This is a genomic window from Pseudomonas sp. SWRI111, assembly GCF_014268555.1.
GTDB lineage: Bacteria > Pseudomonadota > Gammaproteobacteria > Pseudomonadales > Pseudomonadaceae > Aquipseudomonas > Aquipseudomonas hamedanensis.
Genome location: NZ_JABWQQ010000010.1, coordinates 136394 through 159576, shown reverse-complemented (window position 1 = coordinate 159576; position 23183 = coordinate 136394). Strand labels below are relative to the sequence as shown.

The window sequence follows — 23183 nt, the reverse complement described above, 5'->3', positions numbered from 1 at the left end:
TCAGCGCGATAATAAGGGGGGGATTTAGCGAAAGTATATCGATGGGTTGTTGCGGTGTATTGCGTGTAATACCAGGCAAACTTCGTCCGCGCAGAGGCCATCCTGATGAGCATATTTACATCAGGATGGTGGGCGTTGACGGCCAATCAAGTTGCACTTTGAAACGCTCAGTGGCTGCTGAGTAGCGAGGCTGCCCCGGCGCCGCCAAACAGACCGGCACTGATCCGGTTGAACCAGCTCTGACCTTTGCCACTGCGCAAATAACGTGCGGCGCCGTGCGCGCCAAGTCCGTAGGCCAGCTTGCACAGCAGATCGAGCACGGTCCAGGTCGCGATCATAAGCAGCAACTGCGGCAGGAAGGGCTGTTCGGCACTGAGAAACTGCGGCAGAAACGCGGCGAAAAACAGGATGTCTTTCGGATTGCTGGCGCCCAGCACAAACGCGCGGCCGAACAAGGCGCGAAAACGCGGTACGGCTGCTGCCTTCGGTACTTCGGCGCCCACCGCGGGCTGGCGCGATTGCTGCCAGCTCTGCCAGGCGAGGTAGAACAGATACAGGGCACCGACGATCTTCAGCGCGCTGAACAACTGCTCCGACGCCAGCAATAACGCGCCCAGCCCCAGGGCCGATGCACTGAGCAGGCAGATCGAGGCAATCACGCCGCCGAGGAACGCCGGGTAAGAGCGTCGCAACCCGTAATTCAGACTGTTGCTGATCATCAGCAACGACAGCGGCCCCGGAATCAGGATCACCACCAGTGCAGCACCGCTGAACAGCAGCCAGGTTTCCAGACTCATCACTTTGCTCCTTTCTCTTGTTGTCGAAATGCACAAAAGCCCCACCGGTGAGGGTGGGGCTGGTGGAAACCTGAACCGCGCAGTGTGCTTACAGGTAGATGAACTTGGCGATGAAGATCGCGCAAAGTACCCACAGGCTGACGGAAATTTCCTTGTACTTGCCGGTCCCGGCCTTCAGCGCCACATAGGTGATGAAGCCCAGCGCGATGCCGTCGGCGACCGAGAAGGTCAGCGGCATCATGATTGCGGTGACGATGGCAGGAATCGCATCGGTGGCTTCGTCCCACTCGATATGGGCCATGCCGCCCATCATCAGCATTGCAACGTATATCAGCGCACCGGCGGTGGCATAGGCAGGAATCATGCCGGCCAGCGGGGCGAAAAACATTGCCGCTATAAATAGCACACCTACGGTGACGGCGGTAAGACCAGTCCGACCGCCAGCGGCCACGCCAGCGGCACTTTCCACATAGCTGGTGACGGGCGGAACACCGACCACCGCACCGAACACGCTGGAGGCACTGTCGGCCTTCATCGCCCGCGAGAGGTTTTCGATTCGCCCGTCAGCGGCGACCAGATTGGCCCGTTGGGCAACGCCCATCAGGGTTCCGGCGGTGTCGAACATGTGCACAAAGAGGAAGGCCAGCACCACGCTGATCATGCTGATGTTGAACACGCCAGCGACATTCATCGCCATCCAGGTGGGTGCCAGGCTTGGCGGGGCGGACATGATCCCGGCGTAGTGCACCACGCCCAGGCCCCAACCGGCCAGCGTCACGGTAATGATGCTGATGAGAATCGCACCGAAGACTTTGTGGTAGCTGAGGATCGCAATCATCAGAAAGCAGATGGCCGCGAGCAGCGGGCCGGGTTCGCGCAGGGAGCCAAGCTTGATCAGCGTGGCCGGGCTGTCGACGACGATGCCGGCGGTTTTCAGACCGATCAGGCCGAGGAACAGGCCGACACCGGCGCCCATCGCATAGCGCAGGCTGACCGGAATGCTGTTGAGCAGCCATTCGCGAATGCGCGAGAAGGTCAAAATCATGAACAGCACGCCCGAGACAAACACCGCACCGAGTGCGGTTTCCCAGTTGTAGCCCATGGTGCCGACCACGGTGTAAGTGAAGAAGGCGTTGAGGCCCATGCCCGGCGCGAGGCCCACCGGCCAGTTCGCGTAGAGGCCCATCAACAGGCAGCCCAGCGCGGCGGCGATGCAAGTGGCGACGAACGCCGCCCCGTGGTCAATCCCGGCATCGGCCATGATGTTCGGGTTGACGAAAATGATGTAGGCCATGGTGATGAAGGTTGTCAGACCGGCAATCAGCTCGGTCTTCACCGTGGTGCCATGCAAGCTGAGTTTGAACAGACGCTCCAGCAGGCCATTGCGTAATGGCGGCGTGAGCTCGAGCGGCGGTGCTTCGGATTTGCGGCTTTCCACAGCGAGTACTCCTCAAGAGTTTTATTGTTATTTCCAGGGCCGGACCCATGAGGGGTGGCAGCGGCCCTTTGAGGCATACGCGAATTTGTTGACTGTATGGTCAGGAACTCGCACGCAGTGGATTATGCTTTTGTGTACAAAGAAAGCAAATATTGTTTTTTGTTTTGTCTGCAGTTTTTTTGCTGATAGGGATATATGGCTATCAAGTTCGATTCGCGAGCAGGCTCGCTCCCACAGGAGAATGCGGTTCCAATGTGGGAGCGAGCCTGCTCGCGAAGGCGCCGGTTGATTCACTCGAGAGTTGACAGACTGCCACCCAACGCCAGATTCACCGCCAGCCACCCATTCACCGCCGCTTCTCCAGCCTCGGCAAACACCCGCTCCAGCAATTTGACCTGCTCACGCCGCAACGCCTGCTCGAACTTCGCGCCTTCCACCGTCAGCTCCAACAGGCGCTTACGCTTGTCCGTTTCAGAGGCCACGCTGTCGACCAGATGCATTTCCTGCAACTGGCGCAGCGGCATGTTCAAGGCTTGCTTGCTGACGCCGAGCAAGGCCAGCAACTCCTTCACGCTCAGGTTCGGATAGCGTGCGATGAAAAACACAATGCGCTGATGCACCCGCGACAGGCCGCGACGCTCAAGCATTTCGTCAGCCTTGGCGGTAAACGCCTGATAGCCGAAGAAGAAAGCTTCCATGGCCTGCTGCTGGCTGGTAGGGTTTTTAAGGTCAAGCATATTGACGTACTCGCTCAAGCTGGCGTAATTTCAGTCAATGAGTTTGACTCATTTCTTGTACGCCTCGCTACGGTGACTTCCATGGCTTTTTCCGAACGTGTCTCGCGCCTTAAAAGTTCTTTGATCCGAGAAATCCTTGCCGCCGCGCAGCGTCCCGAGGTGATGTCGTTTGCCGGTGGCTTGCCCGCCGAAGCCATGCTGCCCAAGGTCGACTGGACCGACATGCCGCTGCCGCTCGGCCAGTACGGCATGAGCGAAGGCGAGCCAGCGTTGCGCGAGGCCCTGGCGGCAGAGGCGAGGGCGCTTGGTCTCGATTGTGAGGCGAGTCAGGTGCTGGTGGTCAGTGGCTCGCAGCAAACCCTGGATCTGGCGGCCAAACTGTATATCGATAACGGCACGGAAATTCTGCTGGAAGCGCCGACATATCTGGCAGCGCTGCAGATTTTTCAGCTGTTCGGCGCCGATTGCCTGACTGTCGCGCAGGAGTCCGATGGCCCGAACCTGGTGCAATTGCGCGAGCGTCTGGAGCAACACCGTCCGGCATTCATCTACCTGATCCCGACCTTTCAGAATCCGTCCGCGGTGCGTTACAGCGAGGCCAAGCGCGCCGCGGTTGCCGCGTTGCTCGACGAATTTGGCGTCACCTTGATCGAAGACGAGCCCTACCGCGAACTGACTTTCGACGGCGGCAGTGCGAAACCGATTGCCGCACGCCTGAAGCGGTCCAGTTGGATCTACACCGGCACCGTGTCAAAAACCCTGTTGCCGGGCTTGCGTGTCGGCTACTTGATCGCCAGCCCCGACCTGTTCCCGCATCTGCTCAAACTCAAGCAATCGGCCGATCTGCATACCAATCGCATAGGTCAATGGCAGGCGCTGCAATGGATCGGCACGGAAAAATATCAGCAACATTTAAGCGCATTGCGCGATTTCTATCGGCAGCGGCGCGATGCGTTTCAGTTGGCGCTGCAAACGCATTTTGCCGATCTGGCGGACTGGAACATGCCGCAGGGCGGGCTGTTTTTCTGGCTGACGCTCAAGCAGCCGCTGGATACGCGGACCTTGCTCGATGAGGCGTTGGCCAATGACGTGGCGTTTATGCCGGGCGAGCCGTTTTTTCCTCAGCCGGACAAGCATCATGGGCACTTGCGCTTGAACTTCAGCCACATTGATCCGGCGCGGCTGGATGAAGGGCTGAAGCGGCTGGCGGCGGTGGTGCGGCGGGCGCAGATGGAGAGGGCGGCATGAAAACAATAAACCGGCTGAGGGCCGGTTTATTTTTGTCTGAGATTGTGGCGGCCTGTAATGGCCTCATCGCGAGCAGGCTCACTCCTACAGTTGGAATGGGTTGCACTGTAGGAGTGAGCCTGCTCGCGATAACGCATTTGGCTTCACCCCAAAACATCAGACCGCAGCAAACCGCTTATCCAGATAATCAATAATCGCCTTGGACTCATACATCCAGGTCGTCTGCCCATTCTCTTCAATGCGCAGGCAAGGCACCTTGATCCGGCCGCCTTGCTCCAGCAACGTCTGACGATCCTGCTCGTTGTTCTTCGCATCCTTGAGCGCCACGGGCACATTCAGGCGATGCAAGGCACGACGGGTCTTCACGCAGAACGGGCAGGCGTGAAACTGATACAGGGTCAGGCCTTTGGCGGCGGCGTCGACTTGCGCCTGAGCCGCGGCGGGGCGTTTTTTCTTGCCCGGGCGGGTCAGGAAGTCGATGAAGATGACCAGTTGGCCGAGGCCGACACGAAGCGCTTTGACGAACACGTTACAAGCCTCACAGGGACAGAGAAGAAGGCGCGCAGCTTACCCGATTTTTCACGGGCGAAAAAAAACCGGCGATGACTGCCGGTTTTCTTCGTGCCGCGAGTTACTTGATGAGGCTGAGGAACTCGCTGCGGGTCGCGGCGTTTTCCCGGAACTCGCCGAGCATCACCGAAGTGATCATCGAGGAATTCTGCTTCTCGACACCGCGCATCATCATGCACATGTGCTTGGCCTCGATCACCACCGCCACGCCCAGGGCGCCGGTGACTTGCTGGACCGCGTCGGCGATCTGGCGGCTGAGGTTTTCCTGAATCTGCAGGCGGCGCGCATACATGTCGACAATTCGCGCAACCTTCGACAGGCCCAGCACCTTGCCGCTCGGGATATAGGCGACATGCGCCTTGCCGATGAACGGCAGCAGGTGGTGTTCGCACAACGAGTACAGCTCGATGTCCTTGACCAGCACCATTTCGCTGTTGTCGGAGCTGAACAAGGCACCATTGGTGACCTCTTCGAGCGTCTGTGCATAACCGCGGCAGAGGTACTGCATGGCTTTGGCGGCACGCTTTGGCGTGTCGAGCAGGCCCTCGCGGGAGACGTCCTCGCCCAATTGGCCGAGAATCGCGGTGTAGTTCTGTTCCAGTGTCACAGGGGCTGATTCCATAAGGGTTTCAGAGGGGTACTGTTTCTGCCTGTACCAATTTTGTACCAATCAAGCTGTTTTCAAGCTTCCCGAGCTCACCCCAGTCGGTACTGGAGTTTATCCATCGGGCGTATGTCGATAGCAACATCTGAACGCTATGACCGAGCTGAGTGGCAATAAACGCAGGGTTCATACCCGCCATGAGGCACATGGTAGCGTATGTGTGTCGGCAGTTGTATTGCCGGCGGGCGCGAATGCCCAATTCAGTCAATGCAGCCTGGAAGTGTTTGTCGGTCACGCTCGATTGTTGGATGAACTCGAAGTTCTTGGTGGGCGGGAACACATAGGTCGATTCGGTGCGTTTGCGCCGGCTTGGCAAAGCACGTTGCTTCGCCAGCAGTTCGGCCTGCTCGATGGCGTGCAGTGCTCTGCTGTTGAGCATGACCTGGCGTCCGTTGCGGGTTTTGGTTCGCTCCTCGATCTTGTAGTCCGCAACGATCCGACACACGTTCACCAGCCGCTTTTCCTTGTCGACCTCTTCCCAGCGCAGCGCCGCGATCTCGCTGGGGCGCATGCCGGTGTAGAAGGCGAACTCGAAGTAAGCCGCGTAGATCCGCATCGAATGGTTCAGCGTCTTATATAAGTGCTCGATAATTTGGTTTGCTTCACCCACCGTGAACGGATCGATGGGTTTCTTGGCTTTCACCGGCAGCTCGATTGACTCCACCGGGTTACGGTCGATCAGGCCATCTTTCACTGCGGTACCGAACACAGTGGTCAGACGCTGGATCGCCGCGCGTTTCACGCCCGGCGTCGGCCATTCAGTGTTCGCTACCACTTTGCGCAGCATCACCGACGTGATGCTGTCCATGGGTAGCATCGCCAGATAGGGCATCCAGTACAGATTGAGCGAGCCAAGATAGTTCTTTCGAGTTCCGGCCACGATCTCGCGGCTGTTGAGCCACTCCTGGGCGTACTCCCCGAAACGGAGAGTCGCTGAGTAAGTGGTATAAGTTGAATTGGGGAACAGCTCGGCGTAGCGCTGATCATCCAGCACGCCATGCTTAATCAGACTGGTTACGTTAGCGCGTAAGTCGGCGGCAGCCTTAATCCCCTTCGGCGTTTGGGGATAGGGGAGGGTTTCGCAACGGCGTTGCCCGTTCCAGGTGAAGCGAATGCGGACGGACTGTCCAGCAAATTCAACTCCGGTGGGCAATCCCATTGGCTTTCGAGCCATGCCTCGTATCTCCTGATGCTGTAGTAAATGCGGCTGTCGATGGTGTTCCAGACACCCTTGGGGATGACGCCTCTTGCGCGTTTTCCTTGTAACGCCCGGCGGCTAGTCCCGACGAGTTCGGCCATCTTTTCTTCTGGAACCTTGTCCAGGTGATAGGTGGGTAGTGATGCCTCGGCAGCATCTTCAAAGTGGGAAGGGCTTTTGCTGAGCTGCGCGGAGTGGAGTTTCTGTGCAGTCAAAGTTGCATTGGCGCCGCTCCCGTGGCCGCAGCACATGTGGAACTGCTGGTATGTATGCTCCATCACGGCTGCACTCCTTGTGCGTGCTCGCCAACGAGCACGGCATGCTTCCAAGCTCTGCGACTCCACGCGGCGAAGCCGGCCCGATACGCATAATGCTCACGGGCGAATGAGTCGGATGTCTTCGCGCCTAGTGCGGTGATGTACGTGCCTCGCTGTCTGCAGTACTGCAGACCTTCGGGCACTGGGAACTCTTTCTCAAACTCGGCGCGCTCATCGATCTGCACCTTGTTGGCTGCAATTTCCGCGGAGTGTTCGGACACGCAAGCGGGGTGCTTATACCCCTCTGCAAGCTGCGCGGGCGGGCGATTCTGAGCGTTTAGCGTGGCATTGGGTGTCGCTGCCTCGCGCAGCTTTTCGTGGGGTATAAGTGCCTCGGTGGAGCTGCTGTAAGGAGCAATAATGCTTGCTGCTGCGCAGCAGAGACTGTTTGTTTCTAGTGTGTCGACGCTGGTTTCCTTGCGGAGCAAAGCGGTCGTGGTTTGGGTGTCGTGCTGGTCCATTTGCATGCCGCTTTCCTCCGAAATTTGAGTGCGCGTTGGTGCATTAATCGCTGATGGGGCGTTAGCCGGGTTGCGGTGGGTGCTGGATTGGGGACGGATTTCGCTCATGCGGCGTCTCCCACATCAAAGGGAGCCAGTTGCTCAGCCATGTCGAGAGCTCGGTCGCGCAGTCCGCGAGTGTCGCGCTCCAGTTTTTTGCCAGTGCGGAATGCACCGAATGTGTCGGCGGCAATGCGAAGTTTCTCGGCGATTTCCAGCAGTGCCAAGCGCTCGGGGCCTCCGAATGGCATCGCTATCTGCAGACGTTTGCAGTGTTGCAACAAGCGGGTGTGGTCGGCCTTGATGAAGTCGAGAGATGCCCTTAATTCGCGAACCGTCTTGGCGCTTTCGGCGCGCTGGATCTCGTCGCTTTCCTTCATTCCGGCGGATATGCCGTCGCTGTGTCCCATGAAGTAACCTGCCCAGACGAGTAGTCCGGCGAATACGATTAGGGCGATGAGTGCGCAGATCTGAATTGCAGTCATGTGGTGTGCTCCTGGTGATGTCATCGGCCGGTGGTGGCAGCCGCTCGGTTTGTGGCTGTTACTCGTTGGTGTCGTCCTGCTGTCGCTGCATGTCTTCGTCGGCCTTGTAGGCGCGGATGTCGATCAGGGAAGCGACGTGGCGGATGTGTGCGTACTTCGGAGCCTTGCGGCTGGTGTCCAGCGTGGTGATAGGGAGCTGGATGCGGCCGCTGCTGATCTCGGCCACGAACGATTGCTCGTTGAGGTTGCGGAAGTACTGCTCGCGCACTTTGTCGAGCGGGATCAGGACGTCGCCGAATATGCGGTAAAGCAATTCGACGGTGGCTGATTCCGGCGCCGGGTGCAGGCGCAGCGGGTTTTGTGCTGCGTTACTCATGGTTTTGTTGGGCCTCCTTGCGTTGTTTTCTGGCCGGGTGGTTCCAGGCGTTCAGGCAATGCGTTCTGGTCAGCTCGCGCAGATGTTCGGGCACTTCGAGGAGCGCGGCGTTGCGCTCCTCTCGTGTCCGCATGGCGATGATCTGGCGGGCGTATTCCCTAGGCCACGTCACGGCTGTCTGCCGGAATGACGGGTAGGTCGATTCCCAACTGTTCAGCCAGCCAACGGATACCGGGCTGTTTGATCCGCGTCGATTGGCTGTACTGCATACCGAGCTGATCGTGGTACCACTGGCCGTCCTTGATGCGCAGATAGTCACGATCACGGTTGGGGTAGGCCGGTAGGTTCCGATCGTTGAGCAGACCTTTTTCACGCATGCGTGAAATGAGTTTCGGGCGAGTCAGGCCGAGGTGGGTTGCGGCTTGGGCAAGGGTGCGTTCCATGGTGTGCCCCTCATGCCGCGTGCGCAGCTGGTGTTGCCGCTGCAGCAAGGTGGTTGATGGACTCGCTGACTTTGCCGTAGATCTCGACATCGCTGCCGTACACGGTGAAGCAACGGGTGTGGGGGCTTTTGTTACCGATGCTAAGGATGGTGGTGACACCTGATCGAGTGTGAGTGCGGTGGAGCGCGACGATTAGCGGGTAGTCGAAACCCATGTCGAGGTTCAGCACGCCGCCGGTGCGCACCAGCTCAAACACTCGCTGCTTGTCCGAGACTTCAAAGCGGCCGTATTCGCGGCTGGCGTGGGGGCGATGCAGCAGGTCGCTGGTATTGCTCGCGTCGAACGGGCCGTTGGCAATCTCTTCGATGAAGTCGGCCAGCTTGAGATGCATTTTCTTTTCGTTCGGCAGGGTCAACGTGTGGCGTTCGCTGCCCAGCTCCACGACGAAGGTGCTTGCTGATATGCCACGTTCAACCTTAAGTCGAAACGCCAGGCACTCGCGCCTAGGCGCGGTTCGTAGAACGTGGTTGAAAGTCTCGGTCAGGTTGACCTGAGCATTGAGCAACTGCAGGGTGCGGTTGTCGATCTTGTACTTGATCATGCTACATGCCCTCCGCCGTTCGGATTGACTGGGGCAGGAGTAGTGCGTGCTGTCAGCTTCGGTTTGCTGATGGCGAACGCGCAGCCGCACTCACGGGCTAGGCGACGGATCTCAAAGATTTGGAAGGGGTTGGCAGCGGCCGGGTGGACGTGCAGGGTTGCTGTGGTGTGCATGGTGTTGCCTCGCTCTGTGGTGGAAGAGTGAGTGGAATATCAACCTATAATTGATAATTGTCAACCGTAGGTTGATCTTATGCTGGTGGCGCTGAACGGTGTCATTTCCTTCAATTTGCACATTGACTTGGTGCGTTTGGGGATAGCATTCTGATGGCTATCGCAATGATCGAGCGCACTCTGATCCAAGGGTTTTCATTTGGGCGTGTATTGGGGGAAAGGAGGTTGAATTTACTAACGGATACTATCGGTGTGATGGCTGATATTTTCACCATTGGCGCTTCGGGAATCGCGATCTACCTGTTCGTTTTTAAGAGAAAAGCTATCGCCTCAGTGTTCTCTCTCTTACTGAATTATTCCTATCAGCTTTCCTTAACGGAGCTGAAAGAAAAACTAGATCGCTTGAACGAATATAGCGCGAATGATGATGGCGAAAACGAAGTTATCATTAATATATTTCATGAATTTCTAGGGCAGGTTAGAGGTAACGATAAGCTGAAGTTAATTATGGCGGATCAGGTCGTTTCAATAGAAGCCGTCATTTCCAAAAGCGAGCGGGGTCGAAAAATGTCTGAACCCATTAAAAGAGCTTTGGTAAGTGAAATTCGCGAGAAAATTAGGCATCTAAATGTACAGGTCATTGACGAGATCACTGGTGGTCGAACATGAGTAAGATTGTAGTTGCTGTTAACGTGATGATTGTTCAGAAAGACAAGATCACTAACGTAATCAATGGTGGCACGGAAGGGGAACTGTTTTTCTTGTATGACAAAAAACATAAGTGGTCGATGATGCCCAGTTCAGACGGGCATTCCCTTTTTTATTATCCGGGACCTGCGACATTGACAAGCCTGGCCTCTATTTCTACTGAAGAGTGGGATGATTCTATTGATATGGTTGTTTACAGAGCGAAAGATATAGGTACCATCGAAGCCAGACAAAGCTTTGCCGAGCTGTACGCGGAACTTAAGCAGAAGAAATTTGGGATGGATAGGGTTTTAGATGAGATAATCTCTTCAGATCTTCCGTTTTAAGTTGTTATTATTCCGGAATGAAAGATCCTACTACCTTGCCGCAAATGTGTGTTTCTTCCGTAATATCAATGATTGGGTATTGCGGATTAATTGGGCGCAGAAATTGGCGGCCGGCATCCTCTACTAAGATTTTGAACGTAGCCTCATTTGTTCGTGGCACTCTGGCAATAACTCGATCACCCGTTTTTGTCTCAGCCTCAGGATCGACGAAAATTATACAGCCTGTTGGATAACTTCGACCTGGTCCAGGATTAGTCATTGAGTCGCCTAAGACTTTTAATGCATAACCGTGAGCGCTGATAGGAACGGGGCACGACAACCAAGAGTCGCTGTCATAATTCTCTATGTTAGAGATCGCCTCGCACCAAGCTCCGGCCTGAACCCAAGAGATTAATGGAACCTTGCCAAAGCGCTGATTGATTTCACTAACGTTGCTCAAGTCACTGTGGGCTAGAGCGCGAACGTTGCTGTGGCCAATCTGCTCCTTCGGCAGAACCCCGTATTCAAGCCATTCCCGCCTGACACCAAGCCATGAGCAGAGCGCAGACATGCTATCCGCTTCAGCCATGGCTTCGCCATTCAGCCACTTGCTGATGGCTTGGGTTGTTTTATCAACACCCACGCTTTTCAACTGACGATGAATATCCACTCCACGACCACGGGCGCGTACGCCGGCATCGTCGAGAGCTTCGTGAAGGCGCTCACTAAAAGCTGCGCGGAGGGAATTTTTATCAACCATGAGTTGAGAGTCTCACAAAGGTTGCGCAATAGTCAGTTGATCTATAACATCAACCGCAAGTTGATAAATGGAGGTTGTCATGTTGGACCCCGCAGATTTTCCAAGCGCCATTGCGTTCGCGTTTGAAGCCGTAGGCGGCATCGGGGCCGCTGCGAAGGTATGCAATAGAAGCTATCAGGCGCTGAACAAATGGCGTCAGGCTGCATGCCTGCCGCGAACCGATTACACAGGTGAAACCAAATACGCCGAGCTGTTAGCGACTGCTGCGAAGCAGAAAGGCAACGCATTCCAAGCGGCTTGGCTGTTAAACGCTTCGGCTCCACAAAAAGCTGCAGCGTAGTCAGAAAAAAGGCGACCCAAAGGTCGCCCAGTTCCTCCCGGCACGCACCACCACAGCGCTGTCGGGTCGCGATAAAGAAAGGCGGGCACACCACATGCAACCACCTCTCTTTATCGCGCTTTTCCAAGGCTCGGAAGCCTTGGTGTTGCTGCCTCTTCCACCACAGATTTGGCAGCTGTTGCGCCAGGGGTGAGCAATGGATTGCTCGCCCCGGCACGGTGCCGGTATCGATCCCGAAGATCTAGCCGGCGTTTGGGCCCTTTCAAGCCACGCGGCAAATGTATCACCACTGCATGTCGCGCGGCACTGGCAACTTACAAGGATTAATGCCATGAGCCGTATCGCTCTGAGTTCTGTTGAGCGGGCGCAGCGGGAAGTTTTGCCGCTCGATCTCGCGCTTTACCATGCCGCTCGGGACTACCCCGGCGGCGCCGCAGCCATCGCCGCCACCACCGGCCGAAATGCGACCACGCTGCAGCACAAGTTGTCCCCAACCCACCCTAGCCACACTGTGAACATTCAAGAGTTCGGCGAGATTCTAGAGCTGACCAAGGATCGCCGCATTCTGGATGCGGTGCATGCGTTGGTGGGTGACACGACTTGGCAGGAGCTGGCTGAGGCGTACACCAACGACATGCCCGAGACGTTGACCATCGGGATTGCCGAGTACTTCCGGAAGGTCGCCGATCTGGCGGATACCTGGGCCAAGAGCATTGGCGACGGTGTGGTTTCTGATGAAGAACTGGCCGCGATTCGCCTGCAGGTGTTTCGTGGAATTCAGGGGCTGTTGGGGTTGTTCAACCGCGCCACCTACGTCAATCAGACGACGCGGGGTACTGATCGTGGTTGATATCGTCGACTTCGCTAATGACCTGGTGCAGGAGCGCATCGATCAGGCGCTGGCTGCACGTCTCCTCGCCGCCAAGCCCGCTCTGGCGGCGCATTCGTTTCTGTTCTGTGAAAGCTGTGATGGTCCGATTCCGGAAGCGCGACGTTTGGCGCAGCCCGGCTGTACCCAATGCGTCGACTGCCTTTCCCTCGCGGAATTGAAAGGGGCACGCCATGCTCGATGACGTACTGGGGCAATTTGCGGATTACGGTCTTGAGCCTGCGCAGCCATTGGTGTTCGGCAAGCTGACCCGCTGCAAGACGACGCAAGACAAGGGCAAGGAAAAGAACGGGTGGTATGTCGTACATGAGCAGCGCACTGAGAAAGGCGAGACGCTGATCTTCGGTGCGTTCGGTGACTGGCGTTCGGGCGAGTCTCAGAAGATCAAGGTCAAGGCTGGGCGGATGTCTCTTGAAGAGCGTGAGGTTATGCGCGCTCGACAGGAAGAGGCCAAGCGCCGGGCGGCCGAGATCTCGGCCAACGCGGCACGTCGAGCGGCAAAACGGGCGGCGGGTATGTTCAAGCGCATGCCGGAGAAGGGACGTAGCGACTATCTGGATCGCAAGCGGATTGTCGGCTTCGGCGTTCGGTATGCGCCGCGCACCGGCGCGTTCCTGGTACCGATGAGCAATGTGCGTGACGAGATTGTCGGCCTGCAGGTGGTGTTTCCAACCAAGCAAGAAGACACCGGTCGGGACAAGTCCTATTGGCCTTACGGCATGTCGAAGGAGGGCGCTTTCCATCTGATCGGGCCGCACCCGGATCCGGGCGAGCCGGTGCTGGTGTGTGAGGGCTACGCGACCGGCGCAAGTCTGCATATGGCCACGTCACTCACCGTGGCCGTTGCGTTTGATGCGGGCAATTTGCTGGTGGTTTGCAAAGCCATGCGCGAGCGTTTCGCCGGTTGCCCGCTCATCATCTGCCGAGACGATGACTGGAAGACCAAGAAGCCGAATGGCGATGCGTGGAACCCCGGTGAAGAGAAAGCGAACAACGCGGCGTTGATTGTCGGCGGCCAGGTGGTCGCGCCGATTTTTTCCGGCGAGCGGGAAGCTAAGTGGACCGACTTCAACGACCTGCATGTTGCGGAAGGTTTGGAAGCGGTACGCCGTCAGGTATTGGCGGTGGTCAAGCCGCCGGCTGCGGGTGGTTGGAAAGATCTGTTGGCACGCAGCGAAAGTGGCGCGCTGATTGCGCACATGCAGAACGTCGAGTTGATCCTGGCCAACGATGAGCGTTGGGCCGGTGTGATCAGCTACAGCGCGTTCAGCTCGAAGATCGTCAAGCAACGTGCGGCGCCTTATGGCGGCGGCACGGGTGATTGGGCGGACATTGACGATGTTCGGGTTATGAAGTGGCTCGCGCAGCAGTACAACTTGCGCGTCAAGGCCTCGCATGTGATCGAGGCGGTGAGTGTGGTTGCACATGACCATGCGTTCCATCCGGTGCGGCAGTACCTGCGCAAGCTGCAGTGGGATCAGGTGCCTCGGCTCGAAAGCTGGCTGACCGACGTCATGGGCGTGAAGGCGACAGATTATTCGGCCAAGGTCGGCAAGCGCTGGATGTTATCGGCGGTAGCGCGGGTGATGAAGCCCGGTTGCAAGGCTGACTCGGTGATGATTTTGGAAGGTGCGCAGGGCGCCGGTAAGTCGACCGCGATGAGCATTCTCGGCGGCGAGTGGTTCATGGACACGCCGTTTGCCCTGGGCGACAAGGACGGGTTTCAAGCGATCCGGGGCAAGTGGATCGTCGAGCTGGGCGAGCTGGACAGCTTCAACAAGGCTGAGAGCACCAAGGCCAAGCAGTTCTTTTCGGCGTCCACTGACACTTACCGCGAGAGCTACGGCCGCAGAACGATGGACGTGCCACGCCAGTGTGTTTTCGTGGGTACGACCAACCAAGACGAGTACCTGAAGGACGCCACCGGCAACCGGCGTTACTGGCCGGTCGCGTGTACCAAGGTGGATCTGGAGTTGTTGCGCTCGATGCGCGATCAGCTGTGGGCGGAGGCGGTGTTCTGCTACGACGCGGGCGACCTCTGGTGGGTGACGCTGGATGAGGCTGCAATGTTCGGGGAAGAGCAGGACGAGCGTTTCGTTGTGGATGAATGGGAAGGGCCGATTCTGACCTGGCTCGAGGAGTCGCAGATCGGCGAGACCACTACCGGCAGCGACGTGCTTACCAGTGCGTTGAAGTTGGACTTTGGGCATTGGGGCAAGCCTGAGCAGATGCGCGTCGGCGCGATCATGCACCGGTTGGGCTGGCGGCGTGTTCGGTTGCCGGCGTTGGCTAAGAGCGGCCAGCGCCCCTGGGCATACAAGAAGCCGGCTGGGTGGGGCGGTGCCTCGGCGTTGCAGCGAGTGGAGTTTGAGGAGCCTTGCTTTGATTAAGGAGATCGATTCGCTGCTTCGGTTGTGGGCGCAGGAGCTGCACTCGGGACATTCGAAAGGAGGGCTGGCAGGGGGAAACATGGTTGCCATGATGATGGAGAGCAACGGGCAACTGATCAGGGGGCGGCGTGCTTTCCGGGCGCCGCTGGAGAGTTCGTTGGACATTGAGCTGATCGTGACCAAGCATCTTGCGCCAGAGTTGGTGACGGTGGTGCGTGAGCATTACTGCACGCTCGATGTGGATATGCGCCTGCGGTATGCCCACTGCGGTTGTGGCCGCGATACGTACTACCAGCGTTTGCATGATGCGCATCTGCAGATCTACTGGGTGCTGATGGGGGCGGCTGCGTGACCCCAGGCAGCGCTACGGTTGTGGTTGTCCCACTGGCCCGTCTTGTCTCGCTGCGTTTTGATGCAGTAGGACAGGTGCGGGCCTTGTTGTTGTTGGGTTTGTCCCACCGTCCCGCCTAGTAGTGCCTCCCGCCCGTGTGAGCGTAGCGGGCGAGCACTACGCCCTTACGCGCGAACGCGTGTTCTTCAAAATTCTTCCTTTACACGAGAAAAGAGAAAGATAAGTAGGACAGTGGGGCGAAGCCCCGAATTCAGGCGCTCTCAGGCGTCCCACTTCGATTCAGAAAAGTGGGACGTATGGGACACCACCGCTACAACAGATTGCCGTGGTGGTGTATTCGCCGACATTCGCTAGGCGTTCACCCTGCGTTACCCACTTATTCACCGGGTGGCATTAAAACAGGGTTGCTGCCACCGGAATCGACCTGTAAAAAGTAGTCATCTTCGATAGGTGCGACCGCAGAGAGCGGCACGCACCAACCACCAAACCCGGCCATTGCGCCGGGTTTTTGCGTTTAGGGGTTGGCGATGACAAGCGAGCAACAAGCACTGGCAGAAATGCCGATCTGGTTAGTGATCGTCCTGGCCCTGGTCGGTGGCGTATCGGGGGAAATGTGGCGGGCCGACAAGGACGGGGCGCGAGGCTGGGCATTGTTACGAAGGCTGGCACTTCGGTCCGGCGCCTGCATTGTCTGCGGGGTGTCGGCGATGATGTTGATGATCGCCGCCGGCATGACGATCTGGACGGCGGGCGCCTTGGGTTGCCTGACGGCAATGGCCGGCGCGGACGTAGCCATTGGGTTGTACGAACGATGGGCCGCTAAGCGATTGGGCGTGTGCGAAGTTCCGCCGAATGGCGGCGGGCCAGCCTGAAATCGCCGGGGACCCTGGGGTTATTCGGTGGGTACGGGGTCGGAAACCCGCGGGAAACTGTTAGCGGCAGGTTCCCCAGCTTACTGAAATTTCAATCATTGAAATCTTGAAAGGATTCATTGAAATACGTTGAAAAAGGAGGGCTCATGACAGAACCAACCTACCTGTCGAAGAGTGCCTTCGCGGCCCGGCTCGGCAGGTCGCCGAGTTACATCACTTGGCTGAAAGACAACAACCGTTTGGTGCTTTCGCCCAACGGCAAACAGGTTGATGTACATGCCACCGAAGCGCTGATTCGCGACACCGCAGACCCGAGCAAGGTCGCCGTCGCCGAACGACACCAGCAGGACCGGATTCAGCGTGACGTTTACAGCCAACTGTCCACCCAGACCGAGCCGACTTCCACGGCTGCGCCGCCGCAGGTGCTTACCGGCGACGGCAAGCTACCGGACTTCCAAAAGGCCCGCGCTTTGCGCGAACACAACATGGCCAAGTTGGCGGAGATCGAGCTGGGCAAAGCCCAAGGCTCGCTGGTCTCCAAAGAGGCGGTCGAAACCGGTGCCTACAACGCCGGCCGTTTGCTGCGCGATCAGCTTTTCGGTCCGCTACCGCAACTCTCCCATGACCTTGCGGCCATGACCGATCCTTGGTTGATCGAAAAGCACCTGACCGCAACCTTCCGTCGAACGCTGGAGGAAGCCGAGCGCCTCTCTTCAGCGGATCTTGAACACGCCATGACAACGGATTGAACCTATGCACACGGAATTTCCTGACGGTGCAGAGGTGTACCGTGAGGCTTATTTCCGTGGACTGCGTCCCGACCCCGATCTCTGGATCGACGAATGGGCCGACGAGTACATGCGAATCCCGCGTGACACCGGTGCCCCTGAGCCCGGCCAGTACCGCACCTCACGGACGCCTTATGCCCGCGAGCCAATGCGCTGCCTGTCGCCGGCTCACCCTTGCAGACGCGTGATCACCATGGTGGCCTCACAGTTGATGAAAACCCAGATCGCCCTGAACTGGATGGGTGGTCTGATCCACATGGCACCGTCAAACATCCTGGCGCTTCTCCCCAGCCTTGGCCTGTCCAAGCGGGTTTCCGGGCGGATCAGCAAGACCATCAAGGCCACACCCGTTCTGCGCGAGCGGGTAGCGGCTACCCGCTCGCGGGACGCACGCAACACGATGGACACCAAGGAATTCGAGGGTGGCTCGCTGTACGTCACCACCGCCGGTTCTGCGGCCAACCTTTCGGAGTTGTCGGCGCGTTATATCTACGGTGACGAAGTCGACCGCTGGGAGAACGACGTCGGCCAAGAGGGTGACCCCATCAAGCTGGCAGAGACGCGGGCGACCAACTTCGGTCGCAACGCCAAGATCTACTTCTCCAGCTCGCCGACGATCAAAGGCGCCTCGCGGATCGCCGACCTGTTCGAGTCCAGCGACCAGCGCTATTACTACGTGCCATGTCCTACCTGCGGTCATATGCAGGTGTTGGAATGGGAGCGACTGCATTACAGCAAGGACCTCAGCACTGTGCATTACGAGTGCGCGGCCCCTGAATGCGACGTGCTGATCGAGGAACACCACAAGAGCGACATGCTCGCCCGAGGCGAGTGGCGCGCCCATGCGGCGGGTGACGGAAAGACCGTTGGCTTCCATCTCAACGCACTTTATTCGCCAACCGGCTGGATGGACTGGGCTTCACTTGCCATCGAGTTTGAGGACGCCAAAAAAGCCCAGGCTCAAGGTGATACGAGCCTAATGCAGGTGTTCTACAACACCCGTCTCGCGAAGGTCTGGGACAGCGCACTCGAACAGACCAAGGCGGAAGTGCTAATCGCTCGGGCGCGCCTGGAAAACTACACCCTCGGTTCGATGCCGGTCGGTGTGCTGATGCTGACCGGCGCCGTCGACGTCCAAGCCAACCGTCTGGAGTTGATGGTGATGGGCTTCGGCGTTGGCATGGAACGCTGGGTTGTTGACCACCAGATCATCTGGGGCGATCCAGCAGACGAACGCACCTGGGCGGTGCTGGATGAGAAACTCAAGGCTCGTTACCGGCATCCCTGCGGTGTGGGTCTGGCGATTCTCGCCGTGGGCGTCGACTCCGGCGGTCATCACACCGATGAGGTCTACCAGTTCTGCCGCGTTCGACGCTGGCGCAACATCTTCGCCATCAAGGGCGCAAGCAAACCTGGCAGGCCAGTGATCGCACAGCGCCCGTCCATGGTCGACGTGACGTGGAAAGGCCAGACCGAACGCAACGGCGCCGAGCTGTGGTTCGTCGGTACCGACACCGCAAAAGACTGGATCTACAACCGTTATCCATTCCCGGACGGTCCGGGATCGCTGCACTTTGCCAACGACCTGCCGGACGAATTCTTCGCCCAGTGCGTCGCCGAACGCAAAGTCGTGCGCTACGTGCGCGGCCACAAGCGCATTGAATGGGTGAAGGGCAAGGCAGAGCGCAACGAAGCGCTCGACTTGATGGTGTACTGCCTCGCCATGGCGCATTACCTCGGCATCAACCGCTACCAGGAACACGATTGGGACCGGGTGCGACAAGCCCTGGCCCAGTCCGGTTTGTTCGATGACGCCTTGAACATCAAGCCTGTTCAGGGCGAGCGACTTGATGTTGAGCAAACACCGGCGCCTGCTGCTGTACGCCAAGCCCAGCCCGCACCACCACCCGCTGCACCGGTTACGCAAGCGCGACCGGCAGCACCCCCTCAACGCCGCAGCTCTGCCAGCGGCTATCTGAAGAGACGCTGATATGTCCTTTACAAAAAAGCACCTCGACGCGGTTGAGGCGGCCATTGCTCGCGGTGAGAAAACTGTGCGCTATACCGACCGCACCGTGGAATACCGCACGGTCGATGAGCTGCTCAGGGCGCGCGAGGAAATTCGCTCGTCGCTGGCCAGCACTGCCGGGCCACGTTCGCGCGTGGTCCGGCTGTACCACGCAGGGAAGGGGGTCTGATGGCCCGACAGTTTCCAACGCTGACCCGTAACGGATTTGTGCTGCCGTCCAATATCAAGGCCAGTTACGAAGGCGCTGGAGAAGGGCGCCGCTCCACTGGCTGGGACGCTCCCGATAATGGGATCAACAGCATCAACACGCCGGCATTGCGCAACCTGCGGTCGCGCTCCCGGGCGGCGGTTCGCAATGACCCGTATGCCTTCAACGTCATCGACAAGCGCGTCAGCAACCTTATCGGCACGGGCATCACACCTCGGCCGACGACTGATGACGATGCCTTGCGCAAACTACTGCAGGAGCTGTGGGGGGATTGGGTCGATGAGTCCGATGCGGATGATCGCACCGACTTTTACGGCCAGCAGGCGCTGGTGGCGCGCACGGTTGAAACCTCGGGCGAATGCTTCGTGCGGTTGCGGCCGCGCGGTATGGATGAAGGCTTGGCCGTTCCGCTGCAGCTGCAGATCCTTGCACCGGAATTTGTGCCGCACGACAAATTCGAGACCACCAAAAACGGCAACGTCATCCGCGCCGGCATCGAGTTCACCCCCGGCGGCAAGCGGGTGGCTTACTGGATGTACCTGTCGCATCCGCGCGATGCAGCTTCGCTGAACGCCGGCTACAACCAGCTAGTCCGCGTGCCCGCCGCTCAGGTGCTGCACATCTTCGAACCGGTCGAGCCGGGCCAGTTGCGCGGTGTGCCGCGATTGTCGCCGGTACTCAAACGCCTGCGCAGTCTCGACAACTACGATGACGCGGTGCTCTTCCGTCAGGAAGTGGCCAACCTGTTCGCCGGTTTCATCAAGCGGCCAGCGCCGGAGTCGGGGCAGACACCACGCGATCCCGTCACCGGCGCCTTGTTGGATCTGGATCGCGACGGCTTCACCCCAATGGTCGCGCTCGAACCCGGCACCATGCAGGAACTTGGAGCGGGCGAAGAGGTTGAGTTCTCCAAGCCTCCAGACGCCGGCAACAACTACCCGGACTTCATGCGCCAGCAACTGATGGCTGCTGCAGCGGGGTCGGGCACGCCATACGAGATCCTCACCGGAGACATGCGCGGTATCAACGACCGGGCGCTTCGGGTGGTGCTCAACGAATTTCGGCGCCGTCTGGAACAACTGCAATTCAGCGTGTACGTGCATCAACTCTGCCGCCCGGTACGGGCGGCGTGGATGGACATGGCGGTGTTGTCTGGCGTCCTGGTGTTGGACGATTACGCGCAGAAGCGTCGCCACTACCTACGTACCCGCTGGGTGCCACAAGGCTGGGCCTACATCCAGCCGGTGCAGGACGTGCAGGCACGGCGGATGGAAGTGCAAGCCGGCTTTTCCTCGCGTAGCGAGATGGTCCTGCGCACCGGCTACGACGCCGAAACGGTCGATCTGGAAAACGCTGCTGATCTGGCACGGGCCACAAAACTGGGCCTCAATTACAACACCCTTGATGCCGTCGAAGACACCGACGACAAGGAGCAACCATGAGCAAACAAGCGCGACCGCGCATTTACAACCGCGCAGGCAAGCGTGTCGAGGTTCAGGACAAAACCTGGTACGCCCTGCACGCCAGCGGAGAGGCCACCGAGCGAGTGATCGAGGTTTTCGTCTATGGCGAGATCGGCGCGTGGGGCATTACTGCCAACCAGTTCGTGCAGGATCTGCGCGCCATGGATGATGGTGTGTCTCCGGTGATCGCCGCGTTCAACAGTATCGGCGGCGACCTGTTCGACGGACTGGCCATGCACAACGCGCTGTCGCGTCTGGGCGAGCGCTGCACCGGGCGAATCGATGCACTGGCCGCGAGTGCGGCCAGTGTGGCCGTATGCGGTGCACACCGCGTAGTAATCGCGGCGAACGCCATGTTGATGATTCACAACCCATACACCTATGCAGGCGGTGGCGCTGAGGACTTCCGCCGGGTCGCTGATGTATTGGATCAAACCTTGGAGGCGATCATCGCGGCCTATAAGGCCAAGGCGCCTGACATCGATGATGCCGAGCTGCGGCGGATGGTTGATGCCGAAACCTGGCTGACTGCTAACGAAGCGGTGGCTCTTGGTCTTGCAGACGAAGTCGGCGACGGCATCAAGGTCAAAGCATGCCTCGGTCAAGGCGCGGTGTTGCAACGGTTCCAGCACGCTCCGGTTGAGTTGGTGGCCCAGCTCGACGAGCCACCTGAACCGGATCCCGAACTTGAACCTGTCGATCCACCCCTGGTGCCGCCTGTAGTCGACTCGGCAAAGTTGGCACTGATGATCACTCAGCGCTGCGCGGCGGCGGGTATCAGCAACCTGGTCGAGCCGCTGCTCAATTCCACCCAGCTCGAAAGCGAGGACATCGTTTTAGCGGGTCTGGCACGCGCCAAGGCGGTGAACGACCTCTGCGTGGCCGCGCGTCTGCCTGAATTCAGTGCCGAGTATGTTGCGGCGGGTTTGGATGCTGCGGCGGTCCGGGCGCGTCTGTTCGACAAGATCGTCACCAGCGGCAAGGGCTTTGAAATCGACAACAGCCTGCCACTTGACGATGACCCGGCACCTAAGGTGCAAGCCAAGAAAATTGATCAGCCATCTATCTGGTCGGCTCGCCAAGCTGCCCACACAGGTAAATCCCATTCCGCTACAGGAGCAAGACGATGACCATCCAACGAGAGCCGATGCATGCAGGTGAATTTCTCCTGTCCGAAGCGGCTGGCACCATTTCCCGCGAGGCAATCAATGTCGCTGCCGGCCCTGCATTAGAGCCGGGGCAGGTCCTCGGTTTAGTCAGCCTGACCGGCGAATTCGCTCCGTACAACCCAACTGCCGAAGATGGCAGCGAAAACGCTATCGCCATTCTCTACGGTCCGCTGGGTGAATCGGATGTGGTTCGGCGCGGTCGTGCGGTGGTGCGGCTGGCCGAAGTCAGCGAAGCGCACCTGACCGGCCTGGATCCGGCAGCCGAAAAAGCGCTGGCTACCCACTTCCTGATCGTCCGCTAAAGGCGATCGCCACCAATTATCCAGCCCGCCCTATGCGGGTTTTTTGTTTTCTGGAGATAGCTTCATGGCTGACATTGAAATCTTTAACGATGATGCGTTCTCGGTCTCTTCGCTGACCGCCGCCATCAACGAACAGGAATACCTCCCGGGTCGCATCAGCAGCCTCGGTCTATTTCAGGAAGAGGGCATCACCACTCTGACGGTCCAGATCGAGAAGGACGGCGACACCCTGGCCCTGGTACCAGCCGGTGAGCGTGGTACATCCGGTTTGGTCGTCGGTGGCAGCAAGCGCAACCTGATCCCGTTCAACACCGTGCACCTGCCGCAACGCTTCGCTATCAAGGCCGATGAGATCCAAGGCATCCGCGCCTTCGGTACCCGTTCGGAGCTGCAAGCCGTGCAGGACGTGGTCAACAAGCGTTTGGGTAAAGCTCGTCGACAGCTCGACGCTACGCACGAATTCCAGCGTATGGGTGCGCTGAACGGCCAGATCCTGGACGCAGATGGCAAAACCGTGTTGCTCGACATTTACAAAACTTTCGGTGTGACCCGCAAAAAAATGTCCATGGGACTTAACAATCCTGACACGGAGTTTCGCGTTAAGTGCGGTGAAGCGTTGGATCTGCAGGAAGAACAGCTAGGCAGCATCACCAGCAGCGGTTCCAGAGCGTTCTGCGGTAAGAATTTCTGGAATCAACTCCTGACAAACGTGAAGGTGAAGGAGACTTTCCTCAACACCCAGCAAGCCGCAGCGTTGCGCGGTGATGCCCGTGAAAGCTTCGAATTCGGCGGCATTGTCTGGGAGCGTTATCGCGGCAAGATCGCTGGTGTGTCGTTTGTCCACGACGATAAAGCGTTGCTGATTCCCGAAGGCGTACCAGACCTATACATCTCGGTGTTTGCACCGGCTGACTACATGGAGACGGTCAACACCGAGGGCGTACCGTACTACAGCAAGATCGAACCGATGCCGTTCAACAAAGGCATGCTAGGCGAGGCTCAATCGAACCCGCTGCACCTGTGCACGCGACCGCTGGCGCAGATCCTGTTGGAGCTCTGAC

28 protein-coding genes are annotated in these 23183 nt (G+C 58.5%); 16 read left to right on the top strand and 12 right to left on the bottom strand.

The genetic code is table 11. The features are described 5' to 3' along the window. Window positions 1-167: 167 nt before the first annotated feature. The 3 genes from HU755_RS14280 to HU755_RS14270 all read right to left on the bottom strand — a co-directional run bounded on the left by HU755_RS14280 (window position 168) and on the right by HU755_RS14270 (window position 2972). On the bottom strand, window positions 168-797 hold the full coding sequence (locus tag HU755_RS14280; RefSeq protein WP_186633625.1) for a LysE family translocator: 630 nt from the start codon (window positions 795-797) through the stop codon (window positions 168-170). An 88-nt stretch (window positions 798-885) separates the two neighbouring features. After that, window positions 886-2235 carry an NCS2 family permease gene (locus tag HU755_RS14275; RefSeq protein WP_186551904.1) on the bottom strand — a complete coding sequence of 450 codons (1350 nt, stop codon included), beginning with the start codon at window positions 2233-2235 and terminating at the stop codon, window positions 886-888. A gap of 290 nt (window positions 2236-2525) precedes the next feature. Further along, a complete protein-coding gene (locus tag HU755_RS14270; RefSeq protein ID WP_186633622.1) occupies window positions 2526-2972 on the bottom strand; it encodes a MarR family winged helix-turn-helix transcriptional regulator in 447 nt (148 codons plus the stop codon). Between the two features lie 81 nt (window positions 2973-3053). Between HU755_RS14270 and HU755_RS14265 the strand changes: the two genes are divergently transcribed. Continuing rightward, complete coding sequence (locus tag HU755_RS14265; RefSeq protein ID WP_186633619.1) at window positions 3054-4220, top strand: PLP-dependent aminotransferase family protein; 1167 nt, start codon at window positions 3054-3056, stop codon at window positions 4218-4220. A 156-nt stretch (window positions 4221-4376) separates the two neighbouring features. Here the strand turns inward: HU755_RS14265 and HU755_RS14260 are convergent, their stop codons facing one another. The 8 genes from HU755_RS14260 to HU755_RS14225 all read right to left on the bottom strand — a co-directional run bounded on the left by HU755_RS14260 (window position 4377) and on the right by HU755_RS14225 (window position 9374). Further along, entirely contained in the window at window positions 4377-4748 is a 372-nt protein-coding gene (locus HU755_RS14260) for a glutathione S-transferase N-terminal domain-containing protein (protein WP_186551901.1), read from the bottom strand. A gap of 103 nt (window positions 4749-4851) precedes the next feature. Then, a complete protein-coding gene (gene folE, locus HU755_RS14255) occupies window positions 4852-5397 on the bottom strand; it encodes a GTP cyclohydrolase I FolE (RefSeq protein ID WP_205970537.1) in 546 nt (181 codons plus the stop codon). Window positions 5398-5419: 22 nt separating this feature from the next. Continuing rightward, window positions 5420-6628, bottom strand: a complete 1209-nt coding sequence (locus tag HU755_RS14250; protein WP_186633617.1) for a site-specific integrase — start codon at window positions 6626-6628, stop codon at window positions 5420-5422. Between the two features lie 301 nt (window positions 6629-6929). Beyond that, window positions 6930-7538, bottom strand: a complete 609-nt coding sequence (locus HU755_RS27470; RefSeq protein ID WP_238349998.1) for a hypothetical protein — start codon at window positions 7536-7538, stop codon at window positions 6930-6932. Further along, a complete protein-coding gene (locus HU755_RS14240; protein ID WP_186633614.1) occupies window positions 7535-7954 on the bottom strand; it encodes a hypothetical protein in 420 nt (139 codons plus the stop codon). Before HU755_RS14240 ends, HU755_RS27470 begins: the two co-directional genes overlap by 4 nt. A 58-nt stretch (window positions 7955-8012) precedes the next feature. Next, on the bottom strand, window positions 8013-8330 hold the full coding sequence (locus tag HU755_RS14235; RefSeq protein WP_186633611.1) for a pyocin activator PrtN family protein: 318 nt from the start codon (window positions 8328-8330) through the stop codon (window positions 8013-8015). A gap of 158 nt (window positions 8331-8488) precedes the next feature. Next, complete coding sequence (locus HU755_RS14230) at window positions 8489-8773, bottom strand: phage antirepressor KilAC domain-containing protein (protein WP_186633608.1); 285 nt, start codon at window positions 8771-8773, stop codon at window positions 8489-8491. Between the two features lie 10 nt (window positions 8774-8783). Further along, window positions 8784-9374: a hypothetical protein gene (locus HU755_RS14225; RefSeq protein ID WP_186633605.1), complete on the bottom strand. Its 591-nt coding sequence runs from the start codon at window positions 9372-9374 to the stop codon at window positions 8784-8786. Window positions 9375-9700: 326 nt separating this feature from the next. Between HU755_RS14225 and HU755_RS14220 the strand changes: the two genes are divergently transcribed. Both HU755_RS14220 and HU755_RS14215 read left to right on the top strand, forming a co-directional pair. Further along, window positions 9701-10216: a hypothetical protein gene (locus HU755_RS14220; protein WP_238349997.1), complete on the top strand. Its 516-nt coding sequence runs from the start codon at window positions 9701-9703 to the stop codon at window positions 10214-10216. Further along, the gene (locus tag HU755_RS14215; protein WP_186633602.1) at window positions 10213-10581 is read left to right on the top strand and encodes a hypothetical protein; all 369 of its coding nucleotides are present in this window, start codon (window positions 10213-10215) and stop codon (window positions 10579-10581) included. The genes HU755_RS14220 and HU755_RS14215 overlap by 4 nt, the downstream gene beginning before the upstream one ends. A gap of 7 nt (window positions 10582-10588) precedes the next feature. On the opposite strand, the gene HU755_RS14210 is transcribed toward HU755_RS14215, so the two are convergent. Further along, window positions 10589-11320, bottom strand: a complete 732-nt coding sequence (locus HU755_RS14210; protein ID WP_186633600.1) for a LexA family transcriptional regulator — start codon at window positions 11318-11320, stop codon at window positions 10589-10591. A 79-nt stretch (window positions 11321-11399) separates the two neighbouring features. On the opposite strand from HU755_RS14210, the gene HU755_RS14205 reads away from it, so the two are divergent. From HU755_RS14205 to HU755_RS14145, 13 genes are all read left to right on the top strand, one after another. Further along, on the top strand, window positions 11400-11660 hold the full coding sequence (locus HU755_RS14205) for a hypothetical protein (RefSeq protein WP_103520664.1): 261 nt from the start codon (window positions 11400-11402) through the stop codon (window positions 11658-11660). Between the two features lie 331 nt (window positions 11661-11991). Next, complete coding sequence (locus HU755_RS14200; RefSeq protein WP_186633597.1) at window positions 11992-12510, top strand: phage regulatory CII family protein; 519 nt, start codon at window positions 11992-11994, stop codon at window positions 12508-12510. Continuing rightward, entirely contained in the window at window positions 12503-12733 is a 231-nt protein-coding gene (locus HU755_RS14195; RefSeq protein WP_186633594.1) for a TraR/DksA family transcriptional regulator, read from the top strand. Before HU755_RS14200 ends, HU755_RS14195 begins: the two co-directional genes overlap by 8 nt. Beyond that, on the top strand, window positions 12723-14939 hold the full coding sequence (locus HU755_RS14190; protein ID WP_186633592.1) for a VapE domain-containing protein: 2217 nt from the start codon (window positions 12723-12725) through the stop codon (window positions 14937-14939). Before HU755_RS14195 ends, HU755_RS14190 begins: the two co-directional genes overlap by 11 nt. Beyond that, on the top strand, window positions 14932-15291 hold the full coding sequence (locus HU755_RS14185; protein ID WP_102902284.1) for a hypothetical protein: 360 nt from the start codon (window positions 14932-14934) through the stop codon (window positions 15289-15291). Before HU755_RS14190 ends, HU755_RS14185 begins: the two co-directional genes overlap by 8 nt. 527 nt (window positions 15292-15818) lie before the next feature. Beyond that, entirely contained in the window at window positions 15819-16163 is a 345-nt protein-coding gene (locus tag HU755_RS14180; protein ID WP_186633590.1) for a phage holin family protein, read from the top strand. A gap of 146 nt (window positions 16164-16309) precedes the next feature. Next, window positions 16310-16912 (top strand): terminase small subunit, encoded by a 603-nt coding sequence (locus HU755_RS14175; RefSeq protein WP_142579929.1) that lies wholly within the window; start codon window positions 16310-16312, stop codon window positions 16910-16912. 4 nt (window positions 16913-16916) lie between these two features. Next, the gene (locus tag HU755_RS14170; RefSeq protein ID WP_186633587.1) at window positions 16917-18941 is read left to right on the top strand and encodes a phage terminase large subunit family protein; all 2025 of its coding nucleotides are present in this window, start codon (window positions 16917-16919) and stop codon (window positions 18939-18941) included. Window position 18942: 1 nt separating this feature from the next. Continuing rightward, window positions 18943-19149, top strand: a complete 207-nt coding sequence (locus HU755_RS14165) for a phage head-tail joining protein (RefSeq protein ID WP_186633584.1) — start codon at window positions 18943-18945, stop codon at window positions 19147-19149. Beyond that, window positions 19149-20630, top strand: coding sequence for a phage portal protein (locus HU755_RS14160; RefSeq protein WP_186633582.1), 1482 nt, complete (start codon window positions 19149-19151; stop codon window positions 20628-20630). Before HU755_RS14165 ends, HU755_RS14160 begins: the two co-directional genes overlap by 1 nt. Then, the gene (locus tag HU755_RS14155; RefSeq protein WP_186633579.1) at window positions 20627-21781 is read left to right on the top strand and encodes a head maturation protease, ClpP-related; all 1155 of its coding nucleotides are present in this window, start codon (window positions 20627-20629) and stop codon (window positions 21779-21781) included. The genes HU755_RS14160 and HU755_RS14155 overlap by 4 nt, the downstream gene beginning before the upstream one ends. Then, the gene (locus HU755_RS14150; RefSeq protein WP_186633576.1) at window positions 21778-22122 is read left to right on the top strand and encodes a head decoration protein; all 345 of its coding nucleotides are present in this window, start codon (window positions 21778-21780) and stop codon (window positions 22120-22122) included. The genes HU755_RS14155 and HU755_RS14150 overlap by 4 nt, the downstream gene beginning before the upstream one ends. Before the next feature lie 64 nt (window positions 22123-22186). Continuing rightward, window positions 22187-23182, top strand: a complete 996-nt coding sequence (locus HU755_RS14145; RefSeq protein ID WP_101158498.1) for a major capsid protein — start codon at window positions 22187-22189, stop codon at window positions 23180-23182. Window position 23183 lies beyond the last annotated feature (1 nt).

Coding starts and splice junctions, on each gene's coding strand:
- HU755_RS14280 (WP_186633625.1), bottom strand. CDS start 797: ATGAGTCTGGAAACCTGGCTGCTGTTCAGCGGTGCTGCACTGGTGGTG.
- HU755_RS14270 (WP_186633622.1), bottom strand. CDS start 2,972: ATGCTTGACCTTAAAAACCCTACCAGCCAGCAGCAGGCCATGGAAGCT.
- HU755_RS14265 (WP_186633619.1), top strand. CDS start 3,054: ATGGCTTTTTCCGAACGTGTCTCGCGCCTTAAAAGTTCTTTGATCCGA.
- HU755_RS14250 (WP_186633617.1), bottom strand. CDS start 6,628: ATGGCTCGAAAGCCAATGGGATTGCCCACCGGAGTTGAATTTGCTGGA.
- HU755_RS27470 (WP_238349998.1), bottom strand. CDS start 7,538: ATGAGCGAAATCCGTCCCCAATCCAGCACCCACCGCAACCCGGCTAAC.
- HU755_RS14240 (WP_186633614.1), bottom strand. CDS start 7,954: ATGACTGCAATTCAGATCTGCGCACTCATCGCCCTAATCGTATTCGCC.
- HU755_RS14235 (WP_186633611.1), bottom strand. CDS start 8,330: ATGAGTAACGCAGCACAAAACCCGCTGCGCCTGCACCCGGCGCCGGAA.
- HU755_RS14230 (WP_186633608.1), bottom strand. CDS start 8,773: ATGGAACGCACCCTTGCCCAAGCCGCAACCCACCTCGGCCTGACTCGC.
- HU755_RS14225 (WP_186633605.1), bottom strand. CDS start 9,374: ATGATCAAGTACAAGATCGACAACCGCACCCTGCAGTTGCTCAATGCT.
- HU755_RS14220 (WP_238349997.1), top strand. CDS start 9,701: ATGGCTATCGCAATGATCGAGCGCACTCTGATCCAAGGGTTTTCATTT.
- HU755_RS14215 (WP_186633602.1), top strand. CDS start 10,213: ATGAGTAAGATTGTAGTTGCTGTTAACGTGATGATTGTTCAGAAAGAC.
- HU755_RS14210 (WP_186633600.1), bottom strand. CDS start 11,320: ATGGTTGATAAAAATTCCCTCCGCGCAGCTTTTAGTGAGCGCCTTCAC.
- HU755_RS14205 (WP_103520664.1), top strand. CDS start 11,400: ATGTTGGACCCCGCAGATTTTCCAAGCGCCATTGCGTTCGCGTTTGAA.
- HU755_RS14200 (WP_186633597.1), top strand. CDS start 11,992: ATGAGCCGTATCGCTCTGAGTTCTGTTGAGCGGGCGCAGCGGGAAGTT.
- HU755_RS14190 (WP_186633592.1), top strand. CDS start 12,723: ATGCTCGATGACGTACTGGGGCAATTTGCGGATTACGGTCTTGAGCCT.
- HU755_RS14180 (WP_186633590.1), top strand. CDS start 15,819: ATGACAAGCGAGCAACAAGCACTGGCAGAAATGCCGATCTGGTTAGTG.
- HU755_RS14175 (WP_142579929.1), top strand. CDS start 16,310: ATGACAGAACCAACCTACCTGTCGAAGAGTGCCTTCGCGGCCCGGCTC.
- HU755_RS14170 (WP_186633587.1), top strand. CDS start 16,917: ATGCACACGGAATTTCCTGACGGTGCAGAGGTGTACCGTGAGGCTTAT.
- HU755_RS14165 (WP_186633584.1), top strand. CDS start 18,943: ATGTCCTTTACAAAAAAGCACCTCGACGCGGTTGAGGCGGCCATTGCT.
- HU755_RS14160 (WP_186633582.1), top strand. CDS start 19,149: ATGGCCCGACAGTTTCCAACGCTGACCCGTAACGGATTTGTGCTGCCG.
- HU755_RS14155 (WP_186633579.1), top strand. CDS start 20,627: ATGAGCAAACAAGCGCGACCGCGCATTTACAACCGCGCAGGCAAGCGT.
- HU755_RS14150 (WP_186633576.1), top strand. CDS start 21,778: ATGACCATCCAACGAGAGCCGATGCATGCAGGTGAATTTCTCCTGTCC.
- HU755_RS14145 (WP_101158498.1), top strand. CDS start 22,187: ATGGCTGACATTGAAATCTTTAACGATGATGCGTTCTCGGTCTCTTCG.